This window comes from Streptomyces sp. NPDC093598, from assembly GCF_044764825.1.
Lineage (GTDB): Bacteria > Actinomycetota > Actinomycetes > Streptomycetales > Streptomycetaceae > Streptomyces.
Genome location: NZ_JBIWIV010000002.1, coordinates 894,560 through 917,079, shown reverse-complemented (window position 1 = coordinate 917,079; position 22,520 = coordinate 894,560). Strand labels below are relative to the sequence as shown.

The 22,520-nt window shown below is 71.3% G+C and carries 22 protein-coding genes; 9 read left to right on the top strand and 13 right to left on the bottom strand.

The features are described 5' to 3' along the window. Nucleotides 1–166: 166 nt before the first annotated feature. Complete coding sequence (locus ACIRDU_RS10125; RefSeq protein WP_403576662.1) at nucleotides 167–586, top strand: VOC family protein; 420 nt, start codon at nucleotides 167–169, stop codon at nucleotides 584–586. Here ACIRDU_RS10125 and ACIRDU_RS10120 read toward each other — a convergent pair. From ACIRDU_RS10120 to ACIRDU_RS10110, 3 genes are read right to left on the bottom strand one after another with little or no spacing between them, the layout of a single operon-like run. Further along, complete coding sequence (locus ACIRDU_RS10120) at nucleotides 558–944, bottom strand: hypothetical protein (RefSeq protein WP_403576660.1); 387 nt, start codon at nucleotides 942–944, stop codon at nucleotides 558–560. The genes ACIRDU_RS10125 and ACIRDU_RS10120 overlap by 29 nt on opposite strands. 16 nt (nucleotides 945–960) lie before the next feature. Continuing rightward, nucleotides 961–1,443, bottom strand: a complete 483-nt coding sequence (locus ACIRDU_RS10115; RefSeq protein ID WP_403576658.1) for a GNAT family N-acetyltransferase — start codon at nucleotides 1,441–1,443, stop codon at nucleotides 961–963. Between the two features lie 54 nt (nucleotides 1,444–1,497). Then, nucleotides 1,498–1,671, bottom strand: a complete 174-nt coding sequence (locus ACIRDU_RS10110; RefSeq protein WP_403576656.1) for a hypothetical protein — start codon at nucleotides 1,669–1,671, stop codon at nucleotides 1,498–1,500. A 456-nt stretch (nucleotides 1,672–2,127) separates the two neighbouring features. Between ACIRDU_RS10110 and ACIRDU_RS10105 the strand changes: the two genes are divergently transcribed. Next, entirely contained in the window at nucleotides 2,128–2,577 is a 450-nt protein-coding gene (locus ACIRDU_RS10105) for a hypothetical protein (protein ID WP_403576654.1), read from the top strand. A 24-nt stretch (nucleotides 2,578–2,601) separates the two neighbouring features. Here ACIRDU_RS10105 and ACIRDU_RS10100 read toward each other — a convergent pair whose 3' ends face one another. The 5 genes from ACIRDU_RS10100 to ACIRDU_RS10080 form a co-directional block, all read right to left on the bottom strand. Continuing rightward, nucleotides 2,602–4,104: an SDR family NAD(P)-dependent oxidoreductase gene (locus ACIRDU_RS10100; RefSeq protein WP_403576652.1), complete on the bottom strand. Its 1,503-nt coding sequence runs from the start codon at nucleotides 4,102–4,104 to the stop codon at nucleotides 2,602–2,604. Nucleotides 4,105–4,207: 103 nt separating this feature from the next. Then, nucleotides 4,208–5,551, bottom strand: a complete 1,344-nt coding sequence (locus tag ACIRDU_RS10095; RefSeq protein WP_403576650.1) for a wax ester/triacylglycerol synthase family O-acyltransferase — start codon at nucleotides 5,549–5,551, stop codon at nucleotides 4,208–4,210. A 318-nt stretch (nucleotides 5,552–5,869) separates the two neighbouring features. Further along, nucleotides 5,870–7,090 (bottom strand): glucose-1-phosphate adenylyltransferase, encoded by a 1,221-nt coding sequence (gene glgC, locus ACIRDU_RS10090; RefSeq protein WP_403576648.1) that lies wholly within the window; start codon nucleotides 7,088–7,090, stop codon nucleotides 5,870–5,872. A 51-nt stretch (nucleotides 7,091–7,141) separates the two neighbouring features. After that, nucleotides 7,142–8,293 carry a glycogen synthase gene (gene glgA, locus ACIRDU_RS10085; protein WP_403576646.1) on the bottom strand — a complete coding sequence of 384 codons (1,152 nt, stop codon included), beginning with the start codon at nucleotides 8,291–8,293 and terminating at the stop codon, nucleotides 7,142–7,144. Between the two features lie 39 nt (nucleotides 8,294–8,332). Then, on the bottom strand, nucleotides 8,333–9,070 hold the full coding sequence (locus ACIRDU_RS10080; protein ID WP_403576644.1) for a (2Fe-2S)-binding protein: 738 nt from the start codon (nucleotides 9,068–9,070) through the stop codon (nucleotides 8,333–8,335). Nucleotides 9,071–9,298: 228 nt separating this feature from the next. Between ACIRDU_RS10080 and ACIRDU_RS10075 the strand changes: the two genes are divergently transcribed. Then, entirely contained in the window at nucleotides 9,299–10,636 is a 1,338-nt protein-coding gene (locus ACIRDU_RS10075) for a DMT family transporter (RefSeq protein ID WP_403576642.1), read from the top strand. Here the strand turns inward: ACIRDU_RS10075 and ACIRDU_RS10070 are convergent. Beyond that, nucleotides 10,626–11,834: a transglycosylase family protein gene (locus tag ACIRDU_RS10070; RefSeq protein WP_403576640.1), complete on the bottom strand. Its 1,209-nt coding sequence runs from the start codon at nucleotides 11,832–11,834 to the stop codon at nucleotides 10,626–10,628. The two genes, ACIRDU_RS10075 and ACIRDU_RS10070, sit on opposite strands and share 11 nt — an antisense overlap. 352 nt (nucleotides 11,835–12,186) lie before the next feature. On the opposite strand from ACIRDU_RS10070, the gene gndA reads away from it, so the two are divergent. Next, nucleotides 12,187–13,626, top strand: a complete 1,440-nt coding sequence (gene gndA / locus ACIRDU_RS10065) for an NADP-dependent phosphogluconate dehydrogenase (protein ID WP_403576638.1) — start codon at nucleotides 12,187–12,189, stop codon at nucleotides 13,624–13,626. A gap of 85 nt (nucleotides 13,627–13,711) precedes the next feature. Here the strand turns inward: gndA and ACIRDU_RS10060 are convergent, their stop codons facing one another. The 3 genes from ACIRDU_RS10060 to panD all read right to left on the bottom strand — a co-directional run bounded on the left by ACIRDU_RS10060 (nucleotide 13,712) and on the right by panD (nucleotide 15,215). Next, nucleotides 13,712–13,981, bottom strand: coding sequence for a hypothetical protein (locus tag ACIRDU_RS10060; protein ID WP_403576636.1), 270 nt, complete (start codon nucleotides 13,979–13,981; stop codon nucleotides 13,712–13,714). Between the two features lie 430 nt (nucleotides 13,982–14,411). Next, nucleotides 14,412–14,771: a GNAT family N-acetyltransferase gene (locus ACIRDU_RS10055; RefSeq protein ID WP_403576634.1), complete on the bottom strand. Its 360-nt coding sequence runs from the start codon at nucleotides 14,769–14,771 to the stop codon at nucleotides 14,412–14,414. Nucleotides 14,772–14,795: 24 nt separating this feature from the next. After that, entirely contained in the window at nucleotides 14,796–15,215 is a 420-nt protein-coding gene (gene panD, locus ACIRDU_RS10050) for an aspartate 1-decarboxylase (protein WP_097222217.1), read from the bottom strand. Nucleotides 15,216–15,620: 405 nt separating this feature from the next. On the opposite strand from panD, the gene ACIRDU_RS10045 reads away from it, so the two are divergent. The 5 genes from ACIRDU_RS10045 to ACIRDU_RS10025 all read left to right on the top strand — a co-directional run bounded on the left by ACIRDU_RS10045 (nucleotide 15,621) and on the right by ACIRDU_RS10025 (nucleotide 21,179). Next, on the top strand, nucleotides 15,621–15,974 hold the full coding sequence (locus ACIRDU_RS10045) for a hypothetical protein (RefSeq protein ID WP_403576632.1): 354 nt from the start codon (nucleotides 15,621–15,623) through the stop codon (nucleotides 15,972–15,974). A 272-nt stretch (nucleotides 15,975–16,246) separates the two neighbouring features. Further along, nucleotides 16,247–17,248, top strand: coding sequence for a PaaX family transcriptional regulator C-terminal domain-containing protein (locus tag ACIRDU_RS10040; protein WP_403576630.1), 1,002 nt, complete (start codon nucleotides 16,247–16,249; stop codon nucleotides 17,246–17,248). 580 nt (nucleotides 17,249–17,828) lie between these two features. Then, the gene (locus ACIRDU_RS10035) at nucleotides 17,829–18,713 is read left to right on the top strand and encodes an alpha/beta hydrolase family protein (protein ID WP_403576628.1); all 885 of its coding nucleotides are present in this window, start codon (nucleotides 17,829–17,831) and stop codon (nucleotides 18,711–18,713) included. Between the two features lie 209 nt (nucleotides 18,714–18,922). After that, entirely contained in the window at nucleotides 18,923–20,161 is a 1,239-nt protein-coding gene (locus tag ACIRDU_RS10030) for a glycoside hydrolase family 5 protein (RefSeq protein WP_403576626.1), read from the top strand. A 130-nt stretch (nucleotides 20,162–20,291) separates the two neighbouring features. Further along, nucleotides 20,292–21,179 (top strand): helix-turn-helix domain-containing protein, encoded by an 888-nt coding sequence (locus ACIRDU_RS10025; protein ID WP_403576624.1) that lies wholly within the window; start codon nucleotides 20,292–20,294, stop codon nucleotides 21,177–21,179. 133 nt (nucleotides 21,180–21,312) lie between these two features. On the opposite strand, the gene ACIRDU_RS10020 is transcribed toward ACIRDU_RS10025, so the two are convergent. Further along, on the bottom strand, nucleotides 21,313–22,464 hold the full coding sequence (locus tag ACIRDU_RS10020; protein WP_403576622.1) for an XdhC family protein: 1,152 nt from the start codon (nucleotides 22,462–22,464) through the stop codon (nucleotides 21,313–21,315). Nucleotides 22,465–22,520: the final 56 nt, after the last annotated feature.

The following is a 22,520-nucleotide window of genomic DNA, read 5'->3' as shown; positions in this document are numbered from 1 at the left end:
AGTGAGGCGCCCGGCCTCGGCGTGAGCGCGGCGGGGGTGACCCCGCCCGGGCCGGTCCGAGAGCCGGAGAGGGCACGCGCCCCGCCTCTCGTCCTTGGTGTCTTCCATCCCTCGCGCCTCAGCGGCGCTTCACCACGGACCTCACGACCCGGAGACGAACCCACGCATGTCCCACACCCAGCACGCCCCCGAACTGCCGACCACGATCGCCCACCTGAACCACACCGCCGTCTACGCCTCCGACCGCCGCTTGTCCGCGGAGTTCCTGGCGGCCGTCCTGGGCCTGCGGGTGGGCGCCCCCTTCGGCCCGTTCCTCCCCGTCGACCTGGGCAACGGCGTGACCCTCGACTACTACGAGAAGACCGACGAGCCGATCCAGTCGCAGCACTACGCGTTCCTCGTGCCCGAGGAGCGGTTCGACGGCATGATCGACCGCCTGGAGGCGATCGGCGTCACGTACTACGCCGACCCGAACCACACCCGGCCCGGCCGGGTCAACGACCTCTTCGGCGGTCGCGGCGCCTACTTCGACGACCCGGACGGCCACAACATGGAGATCATGACCCGCCCGTACGCCCGGCCCTGACGGCCTCCCGAGCGACGTTCCGGGACACCACCCAGTGGCGCTTGCCGAGGCGCCGGATCCGCTCGAAGCCCTGACTCTCGAACAGCGTCATCGTGCCGCTGTAGAGGAACGACGCGGAGACCGACCGGTCGCCGGTGTCCTCCGGACAGCCCTCCACGGATCCGCCGCCGAGCCGCGCGATTTCGTAAAGGGCGCCTTCGAGGGCAGCGGCGGCCACGCCCCGGCGACGGTGGGCGCGATCGACGAAGAAGCAGGTGATCCGCCAGCAGCCGCCCCAGACGCCCTTGTGCCGCTCGACGAGTAAGGCGAAGTCCGGCCAGGTGGCCGCTTCCAGGGGCTTTGCCCGAAGACCGGCCATGGGATCCTCCTCGGCTCTACAGCGCCCGGTGCATGATGTGGAGCCCCACCCGGCCGTGCCGGGGGTGGTCGAACGCGTCGGGCACGGTGCCGAGGATCGTGAAGCCGAGGGAGGTCCACAGCCTCACGGCCGGGTTGGTCTCGACGACGGCGTTGAACACCATGCCCCGGTAACCCGCTGCCCTGGCCTCGGTCAGGAGGTGTTCGGCGAGGGCCCGTCCGTAGCCCCGGCCGCCCTGACCGGGGTCGACCATGAAGCCGGCGTTGGCGATGCGGGCGGCGGGGCCACCGTAGTTGGGGGTGAGGTAGGCGGAGGCGACGATGACGCCGCTGTCGTCCTCGACCACGTAGACGCGTTTCGCCGGGTTCATCCACAGGACCCGGGCCTCCTCCTCGGAGGTCCCCGGGTCCCATGCGTACGTCTCGCCCGCGGCGACGATGCGGTGCCAGAACGGCCAGATGCGAGGCCAGTCGTCAGCCGTCGCTTCCCTGATCAGCATGGTCATGAGTCTGGCACGTCCATGCGCTGCGATCGCGGTGGGGTCTGCCCGCTGTCAGTCGACGCTGGGCAGGATGTGGGGCTCCGCGAGGTCGTCCTCGTAGCCCGCGAGGCGGATCGGGGCCGAACGGGCCCACACGTCGAGGCTGCCGAGCTCGTCGGCCCGTCGGCCGGCGCGCTCGCTGCGTTCCTTGGGGCGCTGCTCGCGATTCGTCTTCTCCGGTGTCACCGCGCACTCCTTATGTGTCGGTCACCCTCGGGACGTACGCGCCGGTCTGCTGCGCCTGACGCCCGCTCGGGCCTCTATGCCAAATGCAGTTCGGACGCGGTGGCGCCGGTCGACTCACGGGAGAGCGGGCCGTGGTGAACCGGCTGGTCCCATGACGGACTGTGGGTGTGGGTAGGACCCCGTGTGGCTGTCCGTCCGCATCAGACTAACCAAATGAGCGGGGCCCCGCTCGATGGGGCTGAAAACAGCCGGTAACGATCGCGCGTCATCTGCCGTTCAACTCAAGTTTCTGTACCGATTTGTAGGCAAGAGGGCGTTGTCTGCATCACTCGAACGGCGTACGTCGACGACGGCGCTTTCCAGACGGTTGCGCAGTTCAAGTGCCGTTGGCTGAGTCGCAAGCTCGCCATGCTCTGCTGCCGTACGGCAACGGCTGTCTCGCAGGAGGACTGACGCATGGAGCTGCGCAGCGTCGAGGAGCTGATGGATCTGCTGTACGCCTGCCGGGGCACCTGGGACGCCCCGGACCGCGCCCGCCCGCCGGTCGACCTGCACGACCACGCGCTGCGCACCGCCGCACTGCTGCGCCGCGGCCGCCCGGCCGACAAGGAGCTGCAGGTCGCGGGTCTGGTGCAGCCCATCGGCGGGCTGCTGTGGCCGGGCGACTCCGCCGGGCGCGCGGACCACGCGGCTGACGCGGTGCGCACCCTGCTCGGTGAGCGGGTGGCGGGTCTCGTACGCCGCTGCCCCCGCCGGGCCGCACCGGCCGACGACGACCTCCTCACCCTGCGCCAGGCGTTGGAGGAGGGCCGCACGGCCGGTTTCGACGCCGGGGTCCTGGAGGACTGGCGCACGGTGCTGGAACTGCTGGCCGCACGCCATTCCCGCCTCGGAGCCGTCGACTGACGACCCGTCACGGAAGTCGGACGACTACCACTTCCCGGGCGCGTAGTCCTTCATGAAGACCCCGTACAGGTCCTCCCCCGCCTCACCCCGCACGATCGGGTCGTAGACCCGGGCCGCACCGTCGACCAGGTCGAGCGGCGCGTGGAACCCGGCCTCGGCCAGGCGCAGCTTGTCGTAGTGAGGCCGCTCGTCCGTGATCCAGCCCGTGTCGACCGAGGTCATCAAGATGCCGTCGGTCTGGAACATCTCCTGGGCGCTGGTGCGCGTGACCATGTTCATCGCGGCCTTCGCGGCGTTGGTGTTCGGATGCCCCGCACCCTTGTACCCGCGCCCGAAGACACCCTCCATGGCGGAGACGTTCACGACGTACGCGCGCCCGCTCGCCGCCTTCTTCGCGGCCTCGGCCATGGCCGGCCGCAGCTTGCTGATCAGGATGAACGGCGCCGTGTAGTTGCACAGCTGGGTCTCCAGCAGCTCCACGGGCGAGATCTGCTCGATCGTCTGCACCCAGGTGTTGGAGTCGACCACGTCGGGCACGAGCCCGCCCGCGTCGATCGCCGTGCCGTCGAGGTGCCGCTCGACGCTGGCGTTGCCCGCCACCAGGGCGAGGTCGGCGACCTGCTGGGCGTCGAGCCCGCTGGTCCCGAGGGGCAGCGCGGCGATGCCGTCGACCGCGCCGGAGTTGAAGGCGCCGATGACGTGATGGGCGGGCAGCTCACCGGCGGGAAGCGGGGCGCTCTCGCCGTCGACCAGGGCGGCGTAGGCGGAGGGCAGACGGCGCACGGTCTGCGTCGCGTTGTTGACGAGGATGTCGAGCGGGCCCGCCTCGGCGACCTGGTCGGCGAGCGCCACGGCCTGGGCCGGGTCGCGCAGGTCGATGCCGACGACCTCCAGGCGGTGCATCCAGTCCGCGGAGTCGTCCATGGCCTTGAAGCGGCGGATGGCGTCCTTCGGGAAGCGCGTGGTGATCGTGGTGTGCGCGCCGTCGCGCAGCAGCCTCAGCGCGATGTACATGCCGATCTTGGCGCGCCCCCCGGTGAGCAGGGCCCGCTTGCCGGTGAGGTCGGCCCGGACGTCGCGCTTCTCGCGGTTCACACGGGCGCAGTCGGGACAGAGCTGGTGGTAGAAGTAGTCGACTTCCACGTACCGGCTCTTGCAGGTGTAGCAGGAGCGCGGGCGCTGGAGTATCCCGGCGATCCTGCCCTCCTCGGTGTTCGACGACGGCAGCAGGCCCTCGGTCTCGTCGTCGATGCGCTGGGCGGAACCGGTCGCCGTGGCCTCCGTGACCGCCTTGTCGTGGGCGGTCTTGGCGGCCCGGCGCTCCTGGCGACGGCGCTGCTTGACCGTGCGGTAGACGCCGGCCGTGGCCCGGCGCACCGCGATGGCGTCCGGGTGGTCGACCTCCAGCTTGTCGAGTTCCTCGAGCACGCTGAGGCAGACGGCCAGCCGCTCCGGGTCGATGCCGGGTCCGTACGAGAGCCCGCTCGCCTCGTCCATGGCCTGCGGGCCGTCCTCTGTCACCGTCATCGCCGCTGTCGTTCCCTGCTCTGCCGTCGCGCGCGCCGGTCGCGCCCGCTTTCGAACGGCGAATTTTACGGAGCGCCGGGCCGCACCGCCAAACTCGCCTTGATCACGACCGGCAGGCCTTGATCAGCGTCGCCACCTCCTTCGAGACGGCGGTGGCGAACAGGTCGAGGTCAGGGACGGCCTCCCCGTCGGCGACGAGGCCGTAGTGGACGCTCCCCCGGTAGGTGGAGACCGCGACCGCCAGGGAGTGGCCGGGAGCCAGGGGGGCGAAGGGGAAGACGGCGGTGAGCGGGTGGCCGCCGAGCTTCAGGCCCAGGCTGGGCAGGGGCACGCTGGTCACCAGGATGTCGAACCAGAGCCGGGCCGCCTGGCCGACCAGGGGACCGCCGAGCCGGTGGGCCAGGGCGGGGACGTGGTCGGCGAGCAGGGCGACGGCGCCCGCGCCCCGGTTGGGGCCGGCGTCCTTGTTGCGGTCCATGGCGTCCCGGACCGAGGCGAGGCGGGCCAGCGGGTCCGGGTCGTGCACCGGAAGCCGTATCAGGTACCCGGAGAGCCGGTTGCCCTGTGGGTAGGCGGTGCGCGGGCGGCGCTTGGAGACGGGGATCAGGGCGCGGGGCGCGACGTGCTCGCTGCCGTCGCCGCGCTCGTCGAGCCAGCGGCGCAGGGCTCCCGCGACGACCGCGATGAGGACGTCGTTGACGGTGCCGCCGACGGTCTTGCGGACGCGGTGCACGTCGTCGAGGTCGAGCACCACTCCGGCGGTGCGGCGGGTGCCGCTCGGCTCGCAGGTGAGCGCGGGGGTGGAGCGCACGTCGAGCGAGGAGCGGGCCACGGAGGCGCCGATGTCCAGGGCACGGCTCACGTCGGACAGGGCGCCGCGCATCATCCCGGGCAGATCGCGCACGTCCGGCACGAGGCCGCGCGGGGGTTGGACGGGGCGGGGCCGCGGTGCGGGCATGTCCATCGGGTCCATGACGCCCGCGGCGAGAGTGAGCGCCCGCAGTCCGTCGGCGAGGGCGTGGTGGAACTTGAACAGCACCGCGAAGCAGACCCCGTCCTCGCCCGGCAGTACATGGGCCTCCCAGGGCGGCCGGCCGCGCTCCAGCGGACGTCCCATGAGCCGGCCGGCGACCGCCTGGAAGTCGGCGGTCGGGGCGTGCAGCCGCACGTGGTTCAAGGGGTCGAAGTCCGGGTCCGCCTCGCGGGCCGCGCCGCCGAAGGCGAGCGGCCGGCGAAGGGCGGAGGGCAGCGGCTGCCACACGTCGCGGATGCGCATCCGCAGTCCGGGGACACCGGCGGCCCGGGCCGCGAGCAGGTCCGCCGCGTGGGCGCCCGCGGCGGGCGAGTGAGCCGAGAAGATCCCGAGCGCACCGAGGTGCATCGGATGCTCGGCGGACTCGATGTTCCAGAACGCCAGGTCGAGAGGAGCGAGCAGGTCAGCAGTCAAGGGCTTGCCTCGCGTCGACGACGGGTGGGCCAGCAGTCAACCGCCCCCAGCCGATTACGGTCAAGTACGATCGAGCTACGCACAGTTAACAGCAGACTAAGTCCCGCCCCGGTGAAAGGGGCGGGACTTATGGTGCATGTGCGGCCAGTTCAGCACAGGTTGCGCCGCCGGGCACCCCGTGGGAGTCACCCGGGAGGCGTCATGGATCGACGCGGTGGTGGAAGATCACCCGCATGACGGCCGACGGGCCGGCGATGCGCTCGCCGATCCGCTTCATCTCGCGGGCATGTCAGGACAAACCGACCGGGCTGCCCCGTGTCAGGTGACCAACTGCCCCTTCCCGAGGGCGATGACCCCGCCCTTGGAGACCGTGTACAGCTCCGCGTCCCGCTCCGGGTTGACGCCGATGGTCGCGCCCGGCGGCACCTCGACGTTCTTGTCGAGAACGGCGCCGCGCACCACCGCGCCCCGGCCGATGTGCACGTTGTCGTGCAGCACCGAACCCTGCACCACGGCCCCCGGGTCGACCACCACACCCGGCGACAGCACGGACCGGGTGACCTGCCCGCGCACCAGGCAGCCGGCGCTGATGATCGACTCGCTGGCGATGCCGCCCGCGTTGAAGCGGGCCGGCGAGAGCTGGTACGAGTGCGTGTAGATGGGCCAGCTGCGGTTGTACAGGTTGAAGGCGGGGCGCTCGGCGATGAGGTCCATGTGGGCCTCGTAGTAGGCGTCCAGCGTCCCCACGTCCCGCCAGTAGCCCTGGTCGCGGGTGGTCTCACCGGGCACGTGGTTGGCGCTGAAGTCGTACAGCGCGGCCTCGCCCCGGTCGGTGAGCTGGGGCAGGATCGAGCCGCCCATGTCGTGCACGGAGGACTCGTCCTCCGCGTCCCGCTTGAGCGCCTCGATGAGGGCCTTGGTGGTGAAGATGTAGTTGCCCATCGAGGCGAAGACGCAGTCGGGGTCGTCCGCGAGACCCGGCGGGTCGGCCGGCTTCTCCAGGAAGCGCTCCACCGTCTGCCCGTCCGAGCCCGGCGTGATCACCCCGAAGGAGGAGGACTCGGTGCGCGGCACCCGGATCCCGGCGACCGTCACGCCGGCCCCGCTGTCGATGTGCTGGGCGAGCATCTGGCGCGGGTCCATGCGGTAGACGTGGTCGGCGCCGAAGACGGCGACGTACTCGGGGCGCTCGTCGTAGATCAGGTTCAGCGACTGCAGGATCGCGTCGGCGCTGCCCAGGTACCAGCGCGGGCCGAGGCGCTGCTGCGCGGGCACCGGTGTGACGTAGTTGCCCAGCAGGTTGGACATCCGCCAGGTCATGGTGATGTGCCGGTCCAGCGAGTGCGATTTGTACTGCGTCAGGACGCAGATGCGCAGGACGTCGGCGTTGACCAGGTTGGACAGGACGAAGTCGACAAGGCGGTAGGTGCCCCCGAAGGTCACCGCCGGTTTGGCACGGTCCGCGGTCAGGGGCATCAGCCGTTTGCCCTCGCCGCCCGCCAGTACGATCCCCAGGACCGAAGGACCACCACCACGCATGGCCGCTCCCCTCACGCCGATTTCCCGATGCCTGCCCCTGAGCAGCACGGACTAAGCCTGTTTGACGATCTCCTCGTAGAGCCGGACCGTGCGGCGGGCCACCGCGTCCCAGCCGAACTCCCCGACCGCGCGCTCCCGCCCGGCCTCGCCCATTCGCCCGGCGGCCTCCGGATCGCCCAGGACGGTGTCCATGGCCCGGGCGAGGCCCGCCTCGAAACCGTCGCCGGGCGCAACGAGCAGGCCGGTGGTGCCGTCGTCCACGACCTCCGGGATGCCGCCGACCGCCGAGGCCACCACGGGGGTGCCGCAGGCCATCGCCTCCAGGTTCACGATGCCGAGCGGCTCGTACACCGACGGGCAGACGAACAGGGCGGCATGCGTGAGCAGCTGGATCACCTCCGGACGCGGCAGCATCTTCGGGATCCAGAACACGCCGTCGCGGACCCCGCTCAGCTCCCCGAACAGCTCGCGGAACTCCTGGTCGATCTCCGGCGTGTCCGGGGCTCCCGCGCACAGCACGACCTGCGCGGCCGGGTCGATGTCCCGCACCGCGCGCAGCAGGTGGGGCACGCCCTTCTGGCGGGTGATCCGGCCGACGAACAGCACGTACGGGCGGGAGCGGTCGAGGCCGACGCGGTCCAGGGCGTCCGTGCCGTGGTCGGGCCGGTAGAGCGTGGTGTCGATGCCGTTGTGCACGACGTGGACCCGCTCGGGGTCCAGCGCCGGGTAACAGCCGAGGATGTCCTCGCGCATGGCGGCGGACACGGCGATCACCGCGTCGGCGGCCTCGATCGCGGTGCGTTCCGCCCAGCTGGACAGCTCGTAGCCCCCGCCGAGCTGCTCGGCCTTCCAGGGGCGCAGGGGCTCCAGGGAATGCGCGGTCATCACGTGGGGGATGCCGTACAGGAGCTTGGCGAGGTGGCCGCCGAGGTTGGCGTACCAGGTGTGGGAGTGGACCAGTTCGCGGCCTTCGAGGGCGGCGGCCATGGCGAGGTCGACGGAGAAGGTGCGCAGCGCGTCGTTGGCGCCGTCGAGCGCGGACCAGGGCCGGTGACGCAGCACGCCGTCGGCACGGCCCTCGCCCCAGCAGTGCACGTCCAGGTCGACGAGCGGTCTGAGCTCGCGGGCGAGGAACTCCACGTGGACGCCTGCACCGCCGTACACATCCGGCGGGTACTCCCGGGTCAGCAGTCCCACTCGCACCCGCAACTCCCTGCTCTCAGCGGCCTACCCCTTTCATGGTCACCCAGAAGGGGCGCGTGGGGAAGAGCGAGGCGGCCGTGTGAAGCAACAGTCGCCGCAGACGCCCCCGCCGGGCACCCGGTAGTACAGGCAGCAACTGCGGCGCCGGAAGGCGGTGCCGGCGAGGGTTCCGGTGCCGGCGAGCAGCGGGTGCGCGAGGAGTTCCGCGGCCAGGGAGCGGGCCCGGGAGGCGACGTCCTCGCGGCCGTGCCGGCGGGCCCAGCGGTCGAGTTCCCCGGCGGCGCCGGCCAGCGCGGAGGCGGCGTTGCCCCGCAGCAGGCCCGGCGCCAGGCGGTGGTCGGCGCGCAGGGCCGCGGCCAGCGGGACGAGGTGGCCGTGCAGGACGACGTCCGCGACGGTCGGCGCGTCCCCGGGAAGGGGCCGTACGTCCGTGAGCCACAGGTCGTCGGGGGCGCTGCCGTCGGCGTCCCATCGCAGCAGCCGGGCGTCGAGGTCGGGGACACCGCCGTACAGCGCGGCGCAGCCGAGAGCGACCGACCAGAGCCGGGCCGCGAGCCCCTGGTGAGTCACGGACGCGGCTACCCGCGCCTCGGGAGCGCGCAGGGCGGTCGCGACCTTCCGCACACGAAAAATCAGGGGATTTCCCGACACATCCGGTGACGCGGCGGCATAGGCCTGTGCGAGAGTGGGAAGGGCCCCGGCCGAAGCTCCTTCCGTGCGCAGCACGAAGAAGCCGCCGAGCGGGCGGAGCGCGGCAAGGCCGGGGTCGAGGTCCACGAAGAGCAGTAGTACCAAGGCCCCTAAGGGATGCGACCCGGTGACCCCCGACCGGAGCCGCCCACCCTGGGGATGACGGGGCTCCCCTCGTACTCCATCGGCAGTAGGACCCAATGAGTGCTCAGGGACGACGACGGGAAGACCTGGACACGGCAGGGTGTTGGTCATGAAAGCCCACCTTTCGCCGCGCCGGGCCGAGCGCCCCCGCCTGACGCAGAGGAGCAGCCGATGAGCGCCCTCGCGTTGTCCGTTCTGCTCTCCCTCGTCTCCGCGTTCGCCTACGCGGGCGGGGCGATCGTGCAGGAGCGGGTGGCGGAGTCCTCGCCGGGCGAGCAGTACGCGCCGCTGCGCCGGGCGGGCTGGTGGGCGGCGGTCGGGCTGAACGGCCTCGGTGGTCTGCTGCACGTGGTGGCGTTGGCCTACGGTCCGCTGAGCCTGGTGCAGCCGCTGGGCGCGCTGACCATCGTGGTGGCGCTGCCCATGGCGGCGCTGTTCGTCGGTCGCAAGGCCGGTGCCACGGCGTGGCGGGGCGCCATCATGGCGACGGTGGGGCTCGCCGGTCTGCTGTCCCTGGTCGCCGCGTCCGACGCGCGGTCGCTGGACACGACGCAGCGGGTGGCCGTCGCGGTCGTCACCGCGGGCGTCGTGGTGGCTCTCATGATCGCCGCCCGGGCTGCGCACCGGCACCCGGCGGTGCGCAGCATGCTGCTGGCGACCGCCTCCGGTATCGCGTTCGGCATGTCCTCGGTGTTCACCAAGACCGTCGCCGTCGACTGGGCCGGCGGTGTGTCGGCGGCGGACGCGCCGTCCCTCGCCGTGATCGGCGTCCTGGCCACGGCCGGCATGCTGCTGTCGCAGGCCGCCTACCGGGGTGCCGGCCTCGCGGCCCCGCTGGCCACGCTGACCGTCGTGAACCCGGTGGTGGCGGCAGCGGTCGGCATCACGATGTTCGGAGAAACCTTCCGCTACGGCACGACGGGCACGGCGCTCGCGCTGAGCTGTGGTGTGGTGGCGGCGGGCGGTCTGATCCTGCTGACGACGGAGCGGCTCGCGCACGGGGAGCCGGCGAGCGCGGAGGGCCTGCCGGCGGCGGGCCTTGCGTCAGAGGCCGTGGGCGGTGGTTCCGAGAAGGTGCCCGCACCGGTGGGCGGCGTCCCCGGGAGCCTGGGCGGCCGGCCCGAGCCGGTGGCCGCCGCAGCCGAGATCGTGCCCGCCGGTGGGCGACTGCCCGTGGCGAACCTGCTCGCAGCGGGGCAGGGGGCACCTACGGCGGTGCTCGTGCCGGGACCGAGGTCACCGGCGGCGGTGCTCGTACCGGGGTCGGAAACGCCAGGGCTCAAGGCCCGGCCGGAGGCACCGGCCGCGGTGCTTGTGCCCGGGCCGGACACGGCGGCCGCGGTGCCCGGGGCAGGGGCAGCCGTGGGGGATGCCTCGTACGAGAGCGGGGAGCCGGCGGTGGCGGTGGCCTCCGACGACGAACGCCCGCTCTCCTACGTGCCCTTCCACGGCATCCCGTACGTCCCGTTGCCCACGGTCGACCGGCACCGCATGCGTGTCAGATCCTGACGCCGCCGGCCCGGAGGTACGCCACCGGGTCGACGTCCGAGCCGAACCCGGGCCCCGTCCGCACCTCGAAGTGCAGATGCGGGCCCGAGCTGTTGCCGGTGGAGCCCGAGCGGCCGATGCGCTGGCCGGCGCTCACCGACTGCCCGTCCCGCACGGAGATCGCGGACAGGTGGGCGTACTGGCTGTAGCGGCCGTCGGCGTGCCGGACCACGACCTGGTAGCCGAACGAGCCGCCCCATCCCGCGCTGACGACACTGCCCGCCGCGACCGACTTGACCGACGTGCCCGTGGGCACGGGGAAGTCGATGCCGGTGTGGTAGCCCTTCGACCAGGAGGAGCCCGCCTTGCGGTAGGGCGTCCCGAGGGAGGCGCTGACGGGGGCGGAGAGGCCCTGCCGGGTGGCCGTGGACCGGTCGGCGCGCTCCTTGCTCTCGCCCTCGGACCGCTCCTTCGGCCGCTCCTTGGCGCGGTCCTGGGCCGGCTTCTTCGGCGAGGGCTTGGCCGACGGCGCCGGCCTGGGCGCGGGTCGCGTCTTCGTGGCGCCCTCGCCGCGCAGCGCGAGGCGCTGGCCGGGCACGATCAGATCGGGGTCGGACCCTATGGCCGAGCGGTTGGCCGCGTACAGGCCCCGCCAGCCGCCCCGGACGTCCTGGTCGTCCGCGATGCCGGAGAGCGTGTCGCCGCGCACCACGGTGTACATCTCGGCGTTGCCCGCCCGGGACTGCGGCGTGGACTGCGGCCGTACGTCCTCGATCGAGGTCTTCTTCGCGTCCTTCTGCTTCGTGCGCCCGGCGGCCGGCTTGATGTCGGGCTCGCCGCCACCCCGGGTCAGTCCGGCCCGTACCGAGCAGACCGGCCAGGCGCCCGGGCCCTGCCCGTCGAGCACCTTCTCCGCGACGGCGATCTGCTGGTCCTTGCTCGCCAGGTCCGCGCGGGCAGCGTAGGCCCGGCCACCGTAGGCCTCCCAGGTGGACTGGGTGAACTGCAGCCCGCCGTAGAAGCCGTTGCCGGTGTTGATGTTCCAGTTGTTGGTGGACTCGCAGGCGGCGACCTTGTTCCAGGTGTCGACGTCCGCCGCCTGGGCGGCGCCGGTGCCCATGAACGGCAGCGCCATACCCGCGCCGCCCGCCGTGACGGTGAGTGAGGCGCGGTTGATCCTGTTCGGCTGATACCGGCGGTGCCGGCCGCGTACGGCCATCGAAAGCCCCCCTAGACATGCGTCAGGAGGGGCAAAAGTAAGCGCTGCGAACCGGCCGGAACAAGACGGCTATCGGCCGCCCGGGAGCCCGAATGGCCGGTATGAGGCCCCTGTTGCGCGACGTGCGCCACGATGGTGCACCGTGGACGGCACTCGGTGCGCGGGTGCGACGTGCGCGGGGACGCGTACGTCGGCTGAGTGCGACGGGGGCTCTCGTGCGTATCAGCGTGCGCGACGTCGCACGACCCGCGCGTGCGGACGAAGTAGCGGCACGTCAGGATGGTCGCCGGGGGATGCCCGCGGGCACCGCCCACCGTCAGCACCGATACCGAGGTCTTCAGGAGCGAACCGAATGAGCAGTACAGCGCAGATCGGCGTCACGGGTCTCGCGGTCATGGGCCGCAACCTCGCCCGCAACTTCGCCCGCAACGGCTACACGGTCGCGGTGCACAACCGGACGCCCGCGCGCATGCACGCCTTGGTGGAGGAGTTCGGCGGCGAGGGGGAGTTCGTCGCATGCGAGAGCGCGAAGGACTTCGTGGCGGCGCTGGAGCGGCCGCGCCGTCTGGTCGTGATGGTGAAGGCCGGCGAGCCGACGGACGCGGTGATCCAGGAGTTCGCGCCGCTGCTGGAGCCCGGCGACATGATCATCGACGGTGGCAACGCGCACTTCGCCGACACCCGGCGCCGGGAGCGCGAGCTGCGTGAGCAGGGCATCCACTTCGTCGGCATGGGCGTCTCCGGCGGTGAGGAGGGCGCGCTGAACGGGCCGAGCATCATGCCGGGCGGCCCGAAGGAGTCCTACGACTCGCTGGGTCCGATGCTGGAGAAGATCTCGGCGAAGGCGGCCGACGGCTCGCCGTGCGTCTCCCATGTCGGTCCGGACGGTGCCGGGCACTTCGTGAAGATGGTGCACAACGGCATCGAGTACGCGGACATGCAGCTCATCGGCGAGGCGTACCAGCTGCTGCGGGACGTCGCCGGGTACTCCCCCGCCGAGATCGCGGAGATCTTCCGGACCTGGAACCAGGGCCGTCTCGACTCGTACCTGATCGAGATCACGGCCGAGGTGCTGTCGCACGTGGACGCGGAGACGGGCAAGCCGTTCGTGGACGTGGTGGTGGACCAGGCCGAGCAGAAGGGCACCGGCCGCTGGACCGTGCAGATCGCGCTGGACCTGGGTGTGCCGGTGTCCGGTATCGCCGAGGCGGTCTTCGCGCGCTCGCTGTCGGGCCACGCGGAGCTGCGGGAGGCCTCGCGGGGGCTGGCCGGCCCGAAGGCGCAGCCGCTGAGCGAGGCGGAGGCCCGAGCGTTCGCCGACCGGGTGGAGCAGGCGCTGTACGCGTCGAAGATCGTCTCGTACACGCAGGGCTTCCACGAGATCGACGCGGCCCGTGGTGAGTACGGCTGGGACATCGACCTGGGTGCGGTGTCCGCGCTGTGGCGGGGCGGCTGCATCATCCGCGCGGCGTTCCTGGACCGGATCCGCGCCGCGTACGACGCCCGGCCCGACCTGCCGAGCCTGCTGTCGGACGCGACGTTCGCGCAGGAGATCGCGGACGCCCAGGACGACTGGCGCGAGGTGCTGATCGCCGCGACCCGCCAGGGTGTGCCGACGCCCGGCTTCGCGGCTGCTCTCGCCTACTACGACGCCCTGCGCGCGGAGCGGCTGCCGGCGGCGCTGACGCAGGGACAGCGGGACTACTTCGGTGCGCACACGTACCGCAGGGTGGACCGTGACGGTTCGTTCCACACGCTGTGGGGCGGGGACCGGTCGGAGACCTCCGCGTAGGCGCTGCCGCTGAGGGACGTGCGCGGGGCGGTGGACGGCAGGATGTGCCGTCCACCGCCCCGTTCGCGTACGGGTCGAGATCGGGTCAGGACAGCGGCGGGCCGGGCTCCGGGTTGGGTACGGGATCCGGTCCCGGCGGGATCGGCGACGGGTCGGGGCCCGGCACGGGGTCGGGGCCCGGGGGCGCCGGCGGGGTCGGGCCCGGCGGCGGGGTGGGCGCGGGCGGCGGCGGGATCGGCTCCGGGCCCGGCGGCGGCTGCGGGTTCGGCACCGGGTCGGGGTGCGGGTCCGGGCGCTGGGGATCCGGGCCCGGTGTCGGCGCCGGCGGCACGGGGTCGGGAATCGGGTTCGTCATCAGGTCCTCCAGCCAGTGGGACGACTCCGGCTCTGGATCAATCCCCCGCCTACCCGGCACTCGCTTCCGCAGTCACTCCCCCGCAGGACGGGAGGGGACCAGGTGGGGGTAGGGGGTCGGGGCAGCGGGCGGAGGACGGGCCACGATGTGCCGGGGCAGCACGGGCTCCTGCCGGGCGCGCCCCGGCAGGAGGTGCACCGACACCTGTCGGCGATCGACCGGCGGGGGCCCGGCCACGGCCCGACAGCGCGCACCCGCCCGGACGGTGGGCACCGGACCGCAGCCCGCCCATGCCGCCCGTCGTCAGCAGCAGCCGCAGGGGGGCGCGGGGACGCGTCCCACCAGGAGGTGCGCCCCTCCTGCCGACGGCAGGCCGGCGCGATCGGCCCGGGCGGTGGGTCCGGGCCGCCGCCCGCTCCGCCGCCCGTCGTCAGAAGCGCCCGGGGTGGGCCCTCAGCCAGTCCTTCGCCGCCGCCAGCAGGTCCTGACCGGCGGGCGAGGCCTCGTCGGGGTGGCGTTCGGCCCACTTGGTGACGTAGGGGCAGAGCGAGGCGACCGCACGGTGCTCGCGGCCGGCGAGGGCGTACAGCTCGCGCGCGAGCGAACCGGCGATGCCCTTGCCCTCGTGAGCGGGCTCGACGACCGTGTGGACGGGCACGAGGGCGCGCTCGGGGCTCTCGAGCACGAAGTACTCGACGCGGCCGACGACTTCACCACCGGACACGGCCTCCAGCCGGCCCGCCGCCCGGTCGTCGCGGATCTCGGGGTCGCCGGTCTCCGGGTCGCTCATCGCCACGCTCCTCCTCTGCTTCGGTCAGGCCCCGACGGCCTGCGGGCTGCGCTGCTGGTCCGAGCCGGGCACCGGCTCGGACGGGTCGGCACCCAGGGCCACGATCCGGTTGTCGCCGTCGACGTGCACGACCCGGGGGGTGAGTGCCCGCGCCTCGGCGTCCGTCACCTGGGCGTAGCTGATGATGATCACGAGGTCGCCGGGGTGGACGAGATGGGCGGCGGCCCCGTTGATCCCGATCACGCCGGAACCGCGCTCGCCCTCGATGACGTACGTCTCCAGCCGGGCGCCGTTGGTGATGTCCACGATGTGCACGAGCTCGCCGGGCAGCAGATCGGCGGCGTCGAGCAGATCGGCGTCGATGGTCACGGATCCCACGTAGTGCAGGTCGGCCTGGGTGACGGTGGCTCGGTGGATCTTGGACTTGAACAGAGTACGCAGCACTTTGGACTCCTGGAAGACGGCTCCCTGCCAGCTTTCTGCAGGTCAAGGGCGGTCTTCACTTTACAACTGGCACGCACCCGACTCGAAGACTGTGAGGAACATCGCTTCACTCCGACAAGAAGCCTCCCGGCCTGCACTTTCACACGAACCAGGCTGTTGCAGGCCTCCGAACAGGCGCCTGATCACAGTTGCTCCTCAGATCCCCGGCTCGCACCTGACGTCAGTCGGACGCGGACGCGGGCTTCGCTCCGGGGCCCGGGACCGCCGAGACCTGGCCGTGGTCCGCGGGCCTTCCCGTCCCTGAAGGACCCCTCGTGGGAAAGCCGCTATCCGGGACGCACCACCATCGACATCGCGGGCCTGACCACCTGGTCGTTGTTCGAGCCGTACGCGGGAAGCGCGTGGATGCGCAGGGGCGCCGACTACGAGCGCCTCGAGGACAGGCTGACCGAGGAACTACTGGCCCAAGTATTCCGCTCCTGCCCCCAGTTGCAGGGCCGCATCGACCACACCGAACTGGCGACGCCGCTCAGCTTCAACCACTTCCTCGGCAGGGAGAGGGGCGACTTCATGTCTCTCGCCCACACCCCGCAGCGGTTCGCCCTGCGTGACCTCGGCGCCCACACCCACGTCCCCGGCCTCCTCCTCACCGGCCAGGACGTGGCGTCGGCCGGCGTCAGCGGCGCCGTCATGGGCGGCGTCGTCGCGGCCTCCGCCGCCATGGAACGCGACGCCCTGGAAGACCTCGCGACCGGATGAACGGCGGCGGTGAGGCAGCGCATGCGGCGCACGCGCGTGCCGGACCGGATCTCAACACCCGAGGACCGCTTCCGCGCCGCGCCTGACGGCAGGCACCACCACGCCCCTGAGGACACCGATTTCGCCACCCCGGTTCGCTGCCGCCGCCCTCCACGTACACCGGTGTAACGCACCCGGGCACTGCCCCGACGCTTTCACCGGCGCGCGGAGGTCCCGCCGGGTGGAGCAATGGCGGCGGACCTCCACCCGGCGCTATCGCACCCGTTGAAGTGATGTCGACCGTGTCCACCGCGTCGGAGCCGACCTTGCCGAACCTGGCCAACCTCGAGGAGATCTTCTCCGACGAGGGTGACGGCGCCTTCGGGCCCGTGCGGTCGCCCGGCTGGCACAGCAGCGTCTCGCCGCAGGGACTCGCGGTGACCTTGATCGCCGACTACACGTTCCCCGTCCGGGCGTGGTTGCCGTCGGCCGCGATCGTGGCATTGCTCGGTGAGTTCCAAGTGACCGCGGGCGCCGCCCGTACGACGATCAGCAGGCTGATGCGCCGAGGGGTGCTGGAGAGCAGCCGGCACGGGCGGTACAGCTCCTACCGGCTGACACCGGAGGCCGCCGTCGACCTGTGGAGCGGCGCCGGCTCGATCGCCACCTTCACCACTCAACCCGACTCATGGGACGGACAGTGGACACTGATCGCCTTCTCCGTCCCGGAACAGGAGAGCACCCGGCGGCGCGCGTTGCGCACCGCGCTGCGTTGGCGCGGATTCGCGCCACTGTACGACGCGCTCTGGGTGTCGCCGCACCCCCTGACCCCCAAGGGGCGGATCGAGGTGGCCGACCTGGCGCGGGGAGCGGTGACCGTGTTCCGCGCGCGGCAGGAGGATCTGGATACGGAGGCTGACCGCAACCCGGTCGAGGCGTGGGACCTGCCCGGCATCGCCGAGCACTACCGGGCTTTCATCAGCCGTTGGAGCGGCTTGCTTCCGCACATCAGCGCCGACGGCGTCACCGGTGCCGACGCGGTGCGCGCCCGGACCGAGGTCATGCACGCCTACCGGCACTTCCCCATCCTGGACCCGTTGCTCCCCATCGGGCTGCTGCCGCCCGGCTGGCCCCGGTCACGGGCACGGGAAGTCTGCGTCGCGGTGTACGACGGTCTCCTCCAGCCGGCCCAGGATCATGTCCGCGCTGTGGCGACCCGATTCGCGGAGGGACCGCACCTCGACATCAGGGCCCATACGATCGCCGGCATGAGCGCAGGTATCGGCCACGGCTGACGGCAGCGCCGCAACCGGCCGCTGGTCGTCGTGCACACGGAGGCGGACGGCCGCGAGCGTGATCGGGCGGTCCGCGGAGCGGCCACGCGACGCTCTCCCGCCCCGCGATCTGTCGAATGCGCGTCGAAGGCAACAGAGTTGGGCGTCAATGATTGACAGATCGGCACCCGATCGGGACTCTGACTGTTGCAAGACCATGTGGGAACGCTCCCAGAAGCGCAGCACGCGACGAGTGGGAAGGAGAGGCACTCCGCTGCGACGCTTCCGCCGAATTCCCACCTCCCCATCAGGGCGGGCAGGTGGGCGCGAAGGGCTTCTTCCCTGATCGAGTCACCGGTCGGCCGGTGTTGAGCGGCTCGCCGTGCCTGCTCGCAAGGCCCACACCGCACCGCTCACCACCACGGTCACCGCCCCACGGGCAGGACCGGAACGTCCTCCACCGTGCGCGATACGCCGACCTGACGACCCCCACGGCTGCCACCCCCACCACCTCGGTCAGCGTCACCGCCGCGGCATCGCCGATGCCTCTTCCCGGCACCTGACCGAGCAGCGCTCCGCACCCCCCACACCAGGAGTCCTCATGACCATGCAACGGCGTAGTTTCCTCACCCTGAGCGCAGCAGGAGCCGCGGGCGCAGGCATGTCCCTGCTCGGCACGGGACAAGCAGGTGCCACCGCGAGGGCCGGCGCTCCGACCCGGCGGTTCGCGGTCGGCGTGCGCCAGTACGCCTGGAGCCGCGGCAGCCGCCGGTGGACCACCTACGTCTACTACCCCGCCGCCGGCGCCCCCGGTGGTTCCCCGGTCGCCAACGCCCCCGTCGCCCAGGGCGTTTTCCCGGTCTGTGAGTTCATGCACGGCTTCAGCAGCAGCCCGCAGAAGTCCCTGGCGGTGATCCGCCCCCTGGCCGAGGCGGGGTTCATCGTCCCCGCCCCCCACTTCGCCAACCTCAGCGGCCAAGACGTCCGCGACGGCAACCAGTCCAAGGACGTCTCCGAGGTCATCACCCGGACCCTCGCCCTGAACACGGCCGGAGACCCGCTGGCCGGCCACATCAACACAGCGGTCGGAGTCGGCGTCTCCGGTCACTCGATGGGCGGCATGACCACCCACGGCCTGCTGACGGCCTGGCCGGACGCACGGATCACCGCCGCGGTCCCCATGTCCTGTGTGGACATGGGCAACCCGAGCCCGTCGGTCCGCGCCAAGGTCCTGTTCATGCACGGCGACCGGGACGGAACGTGCCCGATCTCCTCCGCGCGTCAGGCGTATCGGGAACTGCCCGCCGCCAAGGCGTTCCTCACCTTCCGCGGCGCCGGCCACAGCAACTACTTCGGCGACTCCCGCACCATCAACACGTTCGTGGACTGGATGCGGTGGAGTCTGTACGGCGACACCGCGGCCCGCGACCGCCTTCGCGCCGACGCCACCTCCAGCACCACCACCTGGGAATCCGTCCTCAGCTGAGGAGCGACCAGGCACTGCCCCGGGCGCGCGTCGGCCGTGTCGTGGCGCATCCGGGGCCGTGCGGGATGCGCGCCCCATCGACGCGCGACTGCGGGGCGCCCGGTCCCCGCCCCCAGCACGGGCGCGCCGCTGCTCCGGCCACTTCCCGGCCGCCCGCGAGGTCAGCCGCGCCCCTGGACTGTGTACGTTCTCAGAGAGAGAGGAAGCTCATGGTTTCACAAGCAGGGAAGATCAGAGCCGTTCTGCTTGCCGTCCTGCTGACGGTTGCCGCAACTGTGTACGGCGCGACGCATCAGGCATCGGCCGATACCGCTGCACGGTCGAGCGCTTCGCAGATCGTCGCCGACATGGGCGCGGGATGGAATCTGGGGAACCAACTCGAAGCCAACACCAACGGGTACCCCAGCGAAACGGCGTGGGGCCAGCCGACCGTCACGCAAGCCCTCATCGACAAAGTGCGGGCGTCAGGGTTCAGAACGATCCGGATCCCGGTCTCCTACCTGGGACACATAGGTCCCGGCCCGAATTACACGATCAATCCCTCCTGGCTGAACAGGGTCCAAGAAGTCGTCAACTACGCCTACAACAGGGGTATGCATGTCATGATCAACATGCATGGCGACGGCTACAAAACCATCAACGGCTCCTGGCTGATCTGCGATTCGCCCTCCCAAGCGACGATCAAGGCCAAGTATCAGAAGGCCTGGCAGCAGATCGCGAACAAGTTCAAGAACTACGACCAGCGCCTGATCCTGGAGTCCATGAACGAAGAGTTCGACGGACAGTACGGCCGCCCGACCCAACCGTGCTACTCGAACATCAACAGCTACAACCAGATCTTCGTGGACACCGTGCGCAAGACCGGCGGAAACAACAGCTCAAGGTGGCTCCTCGTTGCCGGCTGGAACACGAACATCGATTACACCGCGGGGAACTACGGCTTCACGCTTCCGTCCGACCAGTACCGGTCCCCCTCCATTCCCGCCAATGAGCGGCGGATCATGATCTCCGTTCACCACTACGCTCCTTGGGACTTCGCCGGGGAAGAGAACGGCACCATCACGCAATGGGGACGAGCGGCGACCAGTCCATCGAAAACGTCGACGTGGGGACAGGAAGACTATCTGGATGCGCAGCTGAAGCTGATGTACGACACATTCGCCACGAAGGGATATCCGGTGGTTGTCGGCGAATACGGTGCGATCGACAAGTCTGCTTTCGACGCGTCGAACAACCGGTATCGCGCGGACTTCGCACGGGCCGTCACGGCCACTGCCAAGAAGTACGGTGCAGCCACCATCTACTGGGACAACGGTGCGACCGATCGGTACGGGTTCGGGCTGTTCAACCGGCGCTCCCTCGCGGTGACCCAGCAGGGCATCATCAACGCCATCATGAGCGGCGTCAGCGGCGGTGTTGCCGTCAAGGGCCTTCCGTCCGGCGCATAGCAGGACCAGGGACGCGGCGACCGGCTACACACCTCGGGGGGCGCGCAGTTCAGTCGGGCTGCGCGCCGGCCAGCCGGAGAAGCTACGCTGCTTCGCATCTGCGATCACGTTTGACAAATGGAGGACAGTGATGTCTTCACATGTGGCGCCCGGTGACAAGGTGATAGCCGGACTTGACCGGCGCGCCGAGCTCAGGGAGTTCCTGCGTTCTCGCAGGGCCCGGCTCAAGCCCGAAGACATCGGTCTGCCCTCGTACGAGCGGCGGCGGGTACCCGGCTTGCGACGCGAGGAGCTGGCGCAGCTGGCGGGAGTGTCATACGCGTACTACGCGCGCCTGGAACAGGGGTACGGCGAAACCATGTCGGCCGAGGTGCTGGACGCCGTGGCCCACGTCCTGCGCATGACCGAGGAGGAACGGGACCATCTGATCCGGCTGGCCCAGCCCGACCGGAGCCGCACACCGCAGGCCGCGCCCCCGCCGCAGCGGCTACGGCCCACCGTCCAAAACCTCCTCGACACGCTCGGCGTACCCGCCTACGTCGTCAGCCGGCGCCTGGACATCCTCGGATGGAACCGGCTCGCCACCACCGTGTTCGGGGACTGGGCGCAACTGCCGCCCGAGGAGCGGAACGTGGCCCGGCTGATCTTCCTCTCGCCCGATGCGCGCGACCGGTTCGCCGAACCGGACCGCATGGCTGCGAGAGTCGCCGGCGTTCTGCGGAGAAACGCCGGCAAGAGTCCCGAGGACGCATATCTCTCGTCGCTGATCCGCGAGTTGACGCAGAGGAGCGAGCAGTTCCGGCGGCTGTGGGCACGGCACGAGGTGAGCTGTGGGAGTGTCGGCGAGGTCGTACGCATGCGGCACCCGCTGGCGGGAGAGTTCGACCTCGTCCATGAGCCCATGGCGCTGCCGGGGGGCGCCCCCATGCGGCTGAACACCTACCACGCGGAGCCGGGCTCACGGTCGGAGGAAGCCCTGCGCATGCTGGCCGGTTGGGACATGGAGCGGCAGGGCTGAGCCATGGGTCGGCCAGGTGACGGCGCTGCGCGCCGACCCGCTCGTCGTCGGTGAGCAGGCCGGGCCGGACCGTTCCTCGGTCTTCTCGATTCTCGTGGCTCGTCGCGAGCGGGCGGCGGCTCGGCGCGGGCCGTCATGCGGCCGGCACCGAGGCCGGTGCCATCGGGGCCACCGGGGCGGAACCGTGGACAGGGCCGGGGACGCGGGACAAGGGCAGACCGGTGCCGTTGTGGGTGTGGGCGATGATCTCGGCGGTGATGGAGATCGCTGTCTCCTCGGGGGTGTGGGCGCCGAGGTCGAGTCCGATCGGCGAGTGCAGGAATGACAGGTGTTCTTCGGGCACATCGGCCTCACGCAGACGCTCGAGGCGGTGCTCGTGGGTACGCCGGGAGCCCATCGCACCGATGTAGCCGACCGGGAGACCGAGGGCCAGGCGCAGCAGGGGGATGTCGAACTTGGCGTCGTGGGTGAGGACGCAGATCGCGGTACGGGCGTCGACTTCCGTGTGCTCCAGGTAGCGGTGGGGCCAGTCGACGACGACCTCGTCGGCGTGGGGGAAGCGCTCGGGTGTGGCGAAGGCGGGACGGGCGTCGCAGACGGTTACGTGGTAGCCGAGGAAGCGTCCCGCCTGACTGAGGGCGGCGGCGAAATCGACTGCGCCGAAGATCAGCATGCGGGGCCGGGGCGCTCGGGTGTGGACCAGAAGCGTCAGCTTCTCCGGACGGATGCCGGTGTCCCCGCCGATCTCGATGCGGGCGGTCCGGCCGGCTCGCAGCAGCGCGCGCACCTGCGTGGCCACCCTGCGGTCCTCCTTCCGGTCGCCCAGTGTCCCGTCGTAGGCGCTGCCGCCCCCGAGAACGGACAGGGTGCGGCCGAGAAGGCGCTGCGGACCGTCCACCACCTGGGCCACGGCGACGGGCATGCCTGCCAGCACGTCCTCCAGGGCGGTGGTGAGATGGGGCCGGCCGGCGGGATCGATCCGCTGAACCAGGACTTCCAGCTCGCCGCCGCAGGTGAGGCCCACGGCGATGGCGTCGTCGTCGGAGTAGCCGAAACGGCTGCGCACCGGGGGTTCGCCCGACTCCAGCACCTGTTGGCACAGTTCGTAGACGGCGCCTTCCACGCATCCTCCGGAGATGCTCCCGACTGCCGCGCCCGTGGTGTCCACGGCCAGTGCGGTGCCGGGTGGCAGGGGTGCGCTGCCGCTGACCTGGACGACGGTCGCGAGGGCGAAGGGGCGGTTCTCGCGGCACCAGCGGTACAACGTGTCCGCGATGTTCAGCATGAGTGGCTCTCCTGGAGGCGGTTGGAAGCCCGCCACCGTGCCGACCGGGGGATCAG

Excerpts from the sequence above, each read along its gene's own strand:
- ACIRDU_RS10125 (WP_403576662.1), top strand. The coding sequence starts at position 167 with ATGTCCCACACCCAGCACGCCCCCGAACTGCCGACCACGATCGCCCAC.
- ACIRDU_RS10020 (WP_403576622.1), bottom strand. The coding sequence starts at position 22,464 with ATGCTGAACATCGCGGACACGTTGTACCGCTGGTGCCGCGAGAACCGC.
- ACIRDU_RS10070 (WP_403576640.1), bottom strand. The coding sequence starts at position 11,834 with ATGGCCGTACGCGGCCGGCACCGCCGGTATCAGCCGAACAGGATCAAC.
- ACIRDU_RS10075 (WP_403576642.1), top strand. The coding sequence starts at position 9,299 with ATGAGCGCCCTCGCGTTGTCCGTTCTGCTCTCCCTCGTCTCCGCGTTC.
- gndA (WP_403576638.1), top strand. The coding sequence starts at position 12,187 with ATGAGCAGTACAGCGCAGATCGGCGTCACGGGTCTCGCGGTCATGGGC.
- ACIRDU_RS10060 (WP_403576636.1), bottom strand. The coding sequence starts at position 13,981 with ATGACGAACCCGATTCCCGACCCCGTGCCGCCGGCGCCGACACCGGGC.
- ACIRDU_RS10030 (WP_403576626.1), top strand. The coding sequence starts at position 18,923 with ATGGTTTCACAAGCAGGGAAGATCAGAGCCGTTCTGCTTGCCGTCCTG.
- ACIRDU_RS10045 (WP_403576632.1), top strand. The coding sequence starts at position 15,621 with ATGCGCAGGGGCGCCGACTACGAGCGCCTCGAGGACAGGCTGACCGAG.
- ACIRDU_RS10100 (WP_403576652.1), bottom strand. The coding sequence starts at position 4,104 with ATGACGGTGACAGAGGACGGCCCGCAGGCCATGGACGAGGCGAGCGGG.
- ACIRDU_RS10025 (WP_403576624.1), top strand. The coding sequence starts at position 20,292 with ATGTCTTCACATGTGGCGCCCGGTGACAAGGTGATAGCCGGACTTGAC.
- glgC (WP_403576648.1), bottom strand. The coding sequence starts at position 7,090 with ATGCGTGGTGGTGGTCCTTCGGTCCTGGGGATCGTACTGGCGGGCGGC.
- ACIRDU_RS10105 (WP_403576654.1), top strand. The coding sequence starts at position 2,128 with ATGGAGCTGCGCAGCGTCGAGGAGCTGATGGATCTGCTGTACGCCTGC.
- ACIRDU_RS10040 (WP_403576630.1), top strand. The coding sequence starts at position 16,247 with ATGTCGACCGTGTCCACCGCGTCGGAGCCGACCTTGCCGAACCTGGCC.
- ACIRDU_RS10115 (WP_403576658.1), bottom strand. The coding sequence starts at position 1,443 with ATGCTGATCAGGGAAGCGACGGCTGACGACTGGCCTCGCATCTGGCCG.
- ACIRDU_RS10035 (WP_403576628.1), top strand. The coding sequence starts at position 17,829 with ATGACCATGCAACGGCGTAGTTTCCTCACCCTGAGCGCAGCAGGAGCC.
- ACIRDU_RS10120 (WP_403576660.1), bottom strand. The coding sequence starts at position 944 with ATGGCCGGTCTTCGGGCAAAGCCCCTGGAAGCGGCCACCTGGCCGGAC.
- ACIRDU_RS10055 (WP_403576634.1), bottom strand. The coding sequence starts at position 14,771 with ATGAGCGACCCGGAGACCGGCGACCCCGAGATCCGCGACGACCGGGCG.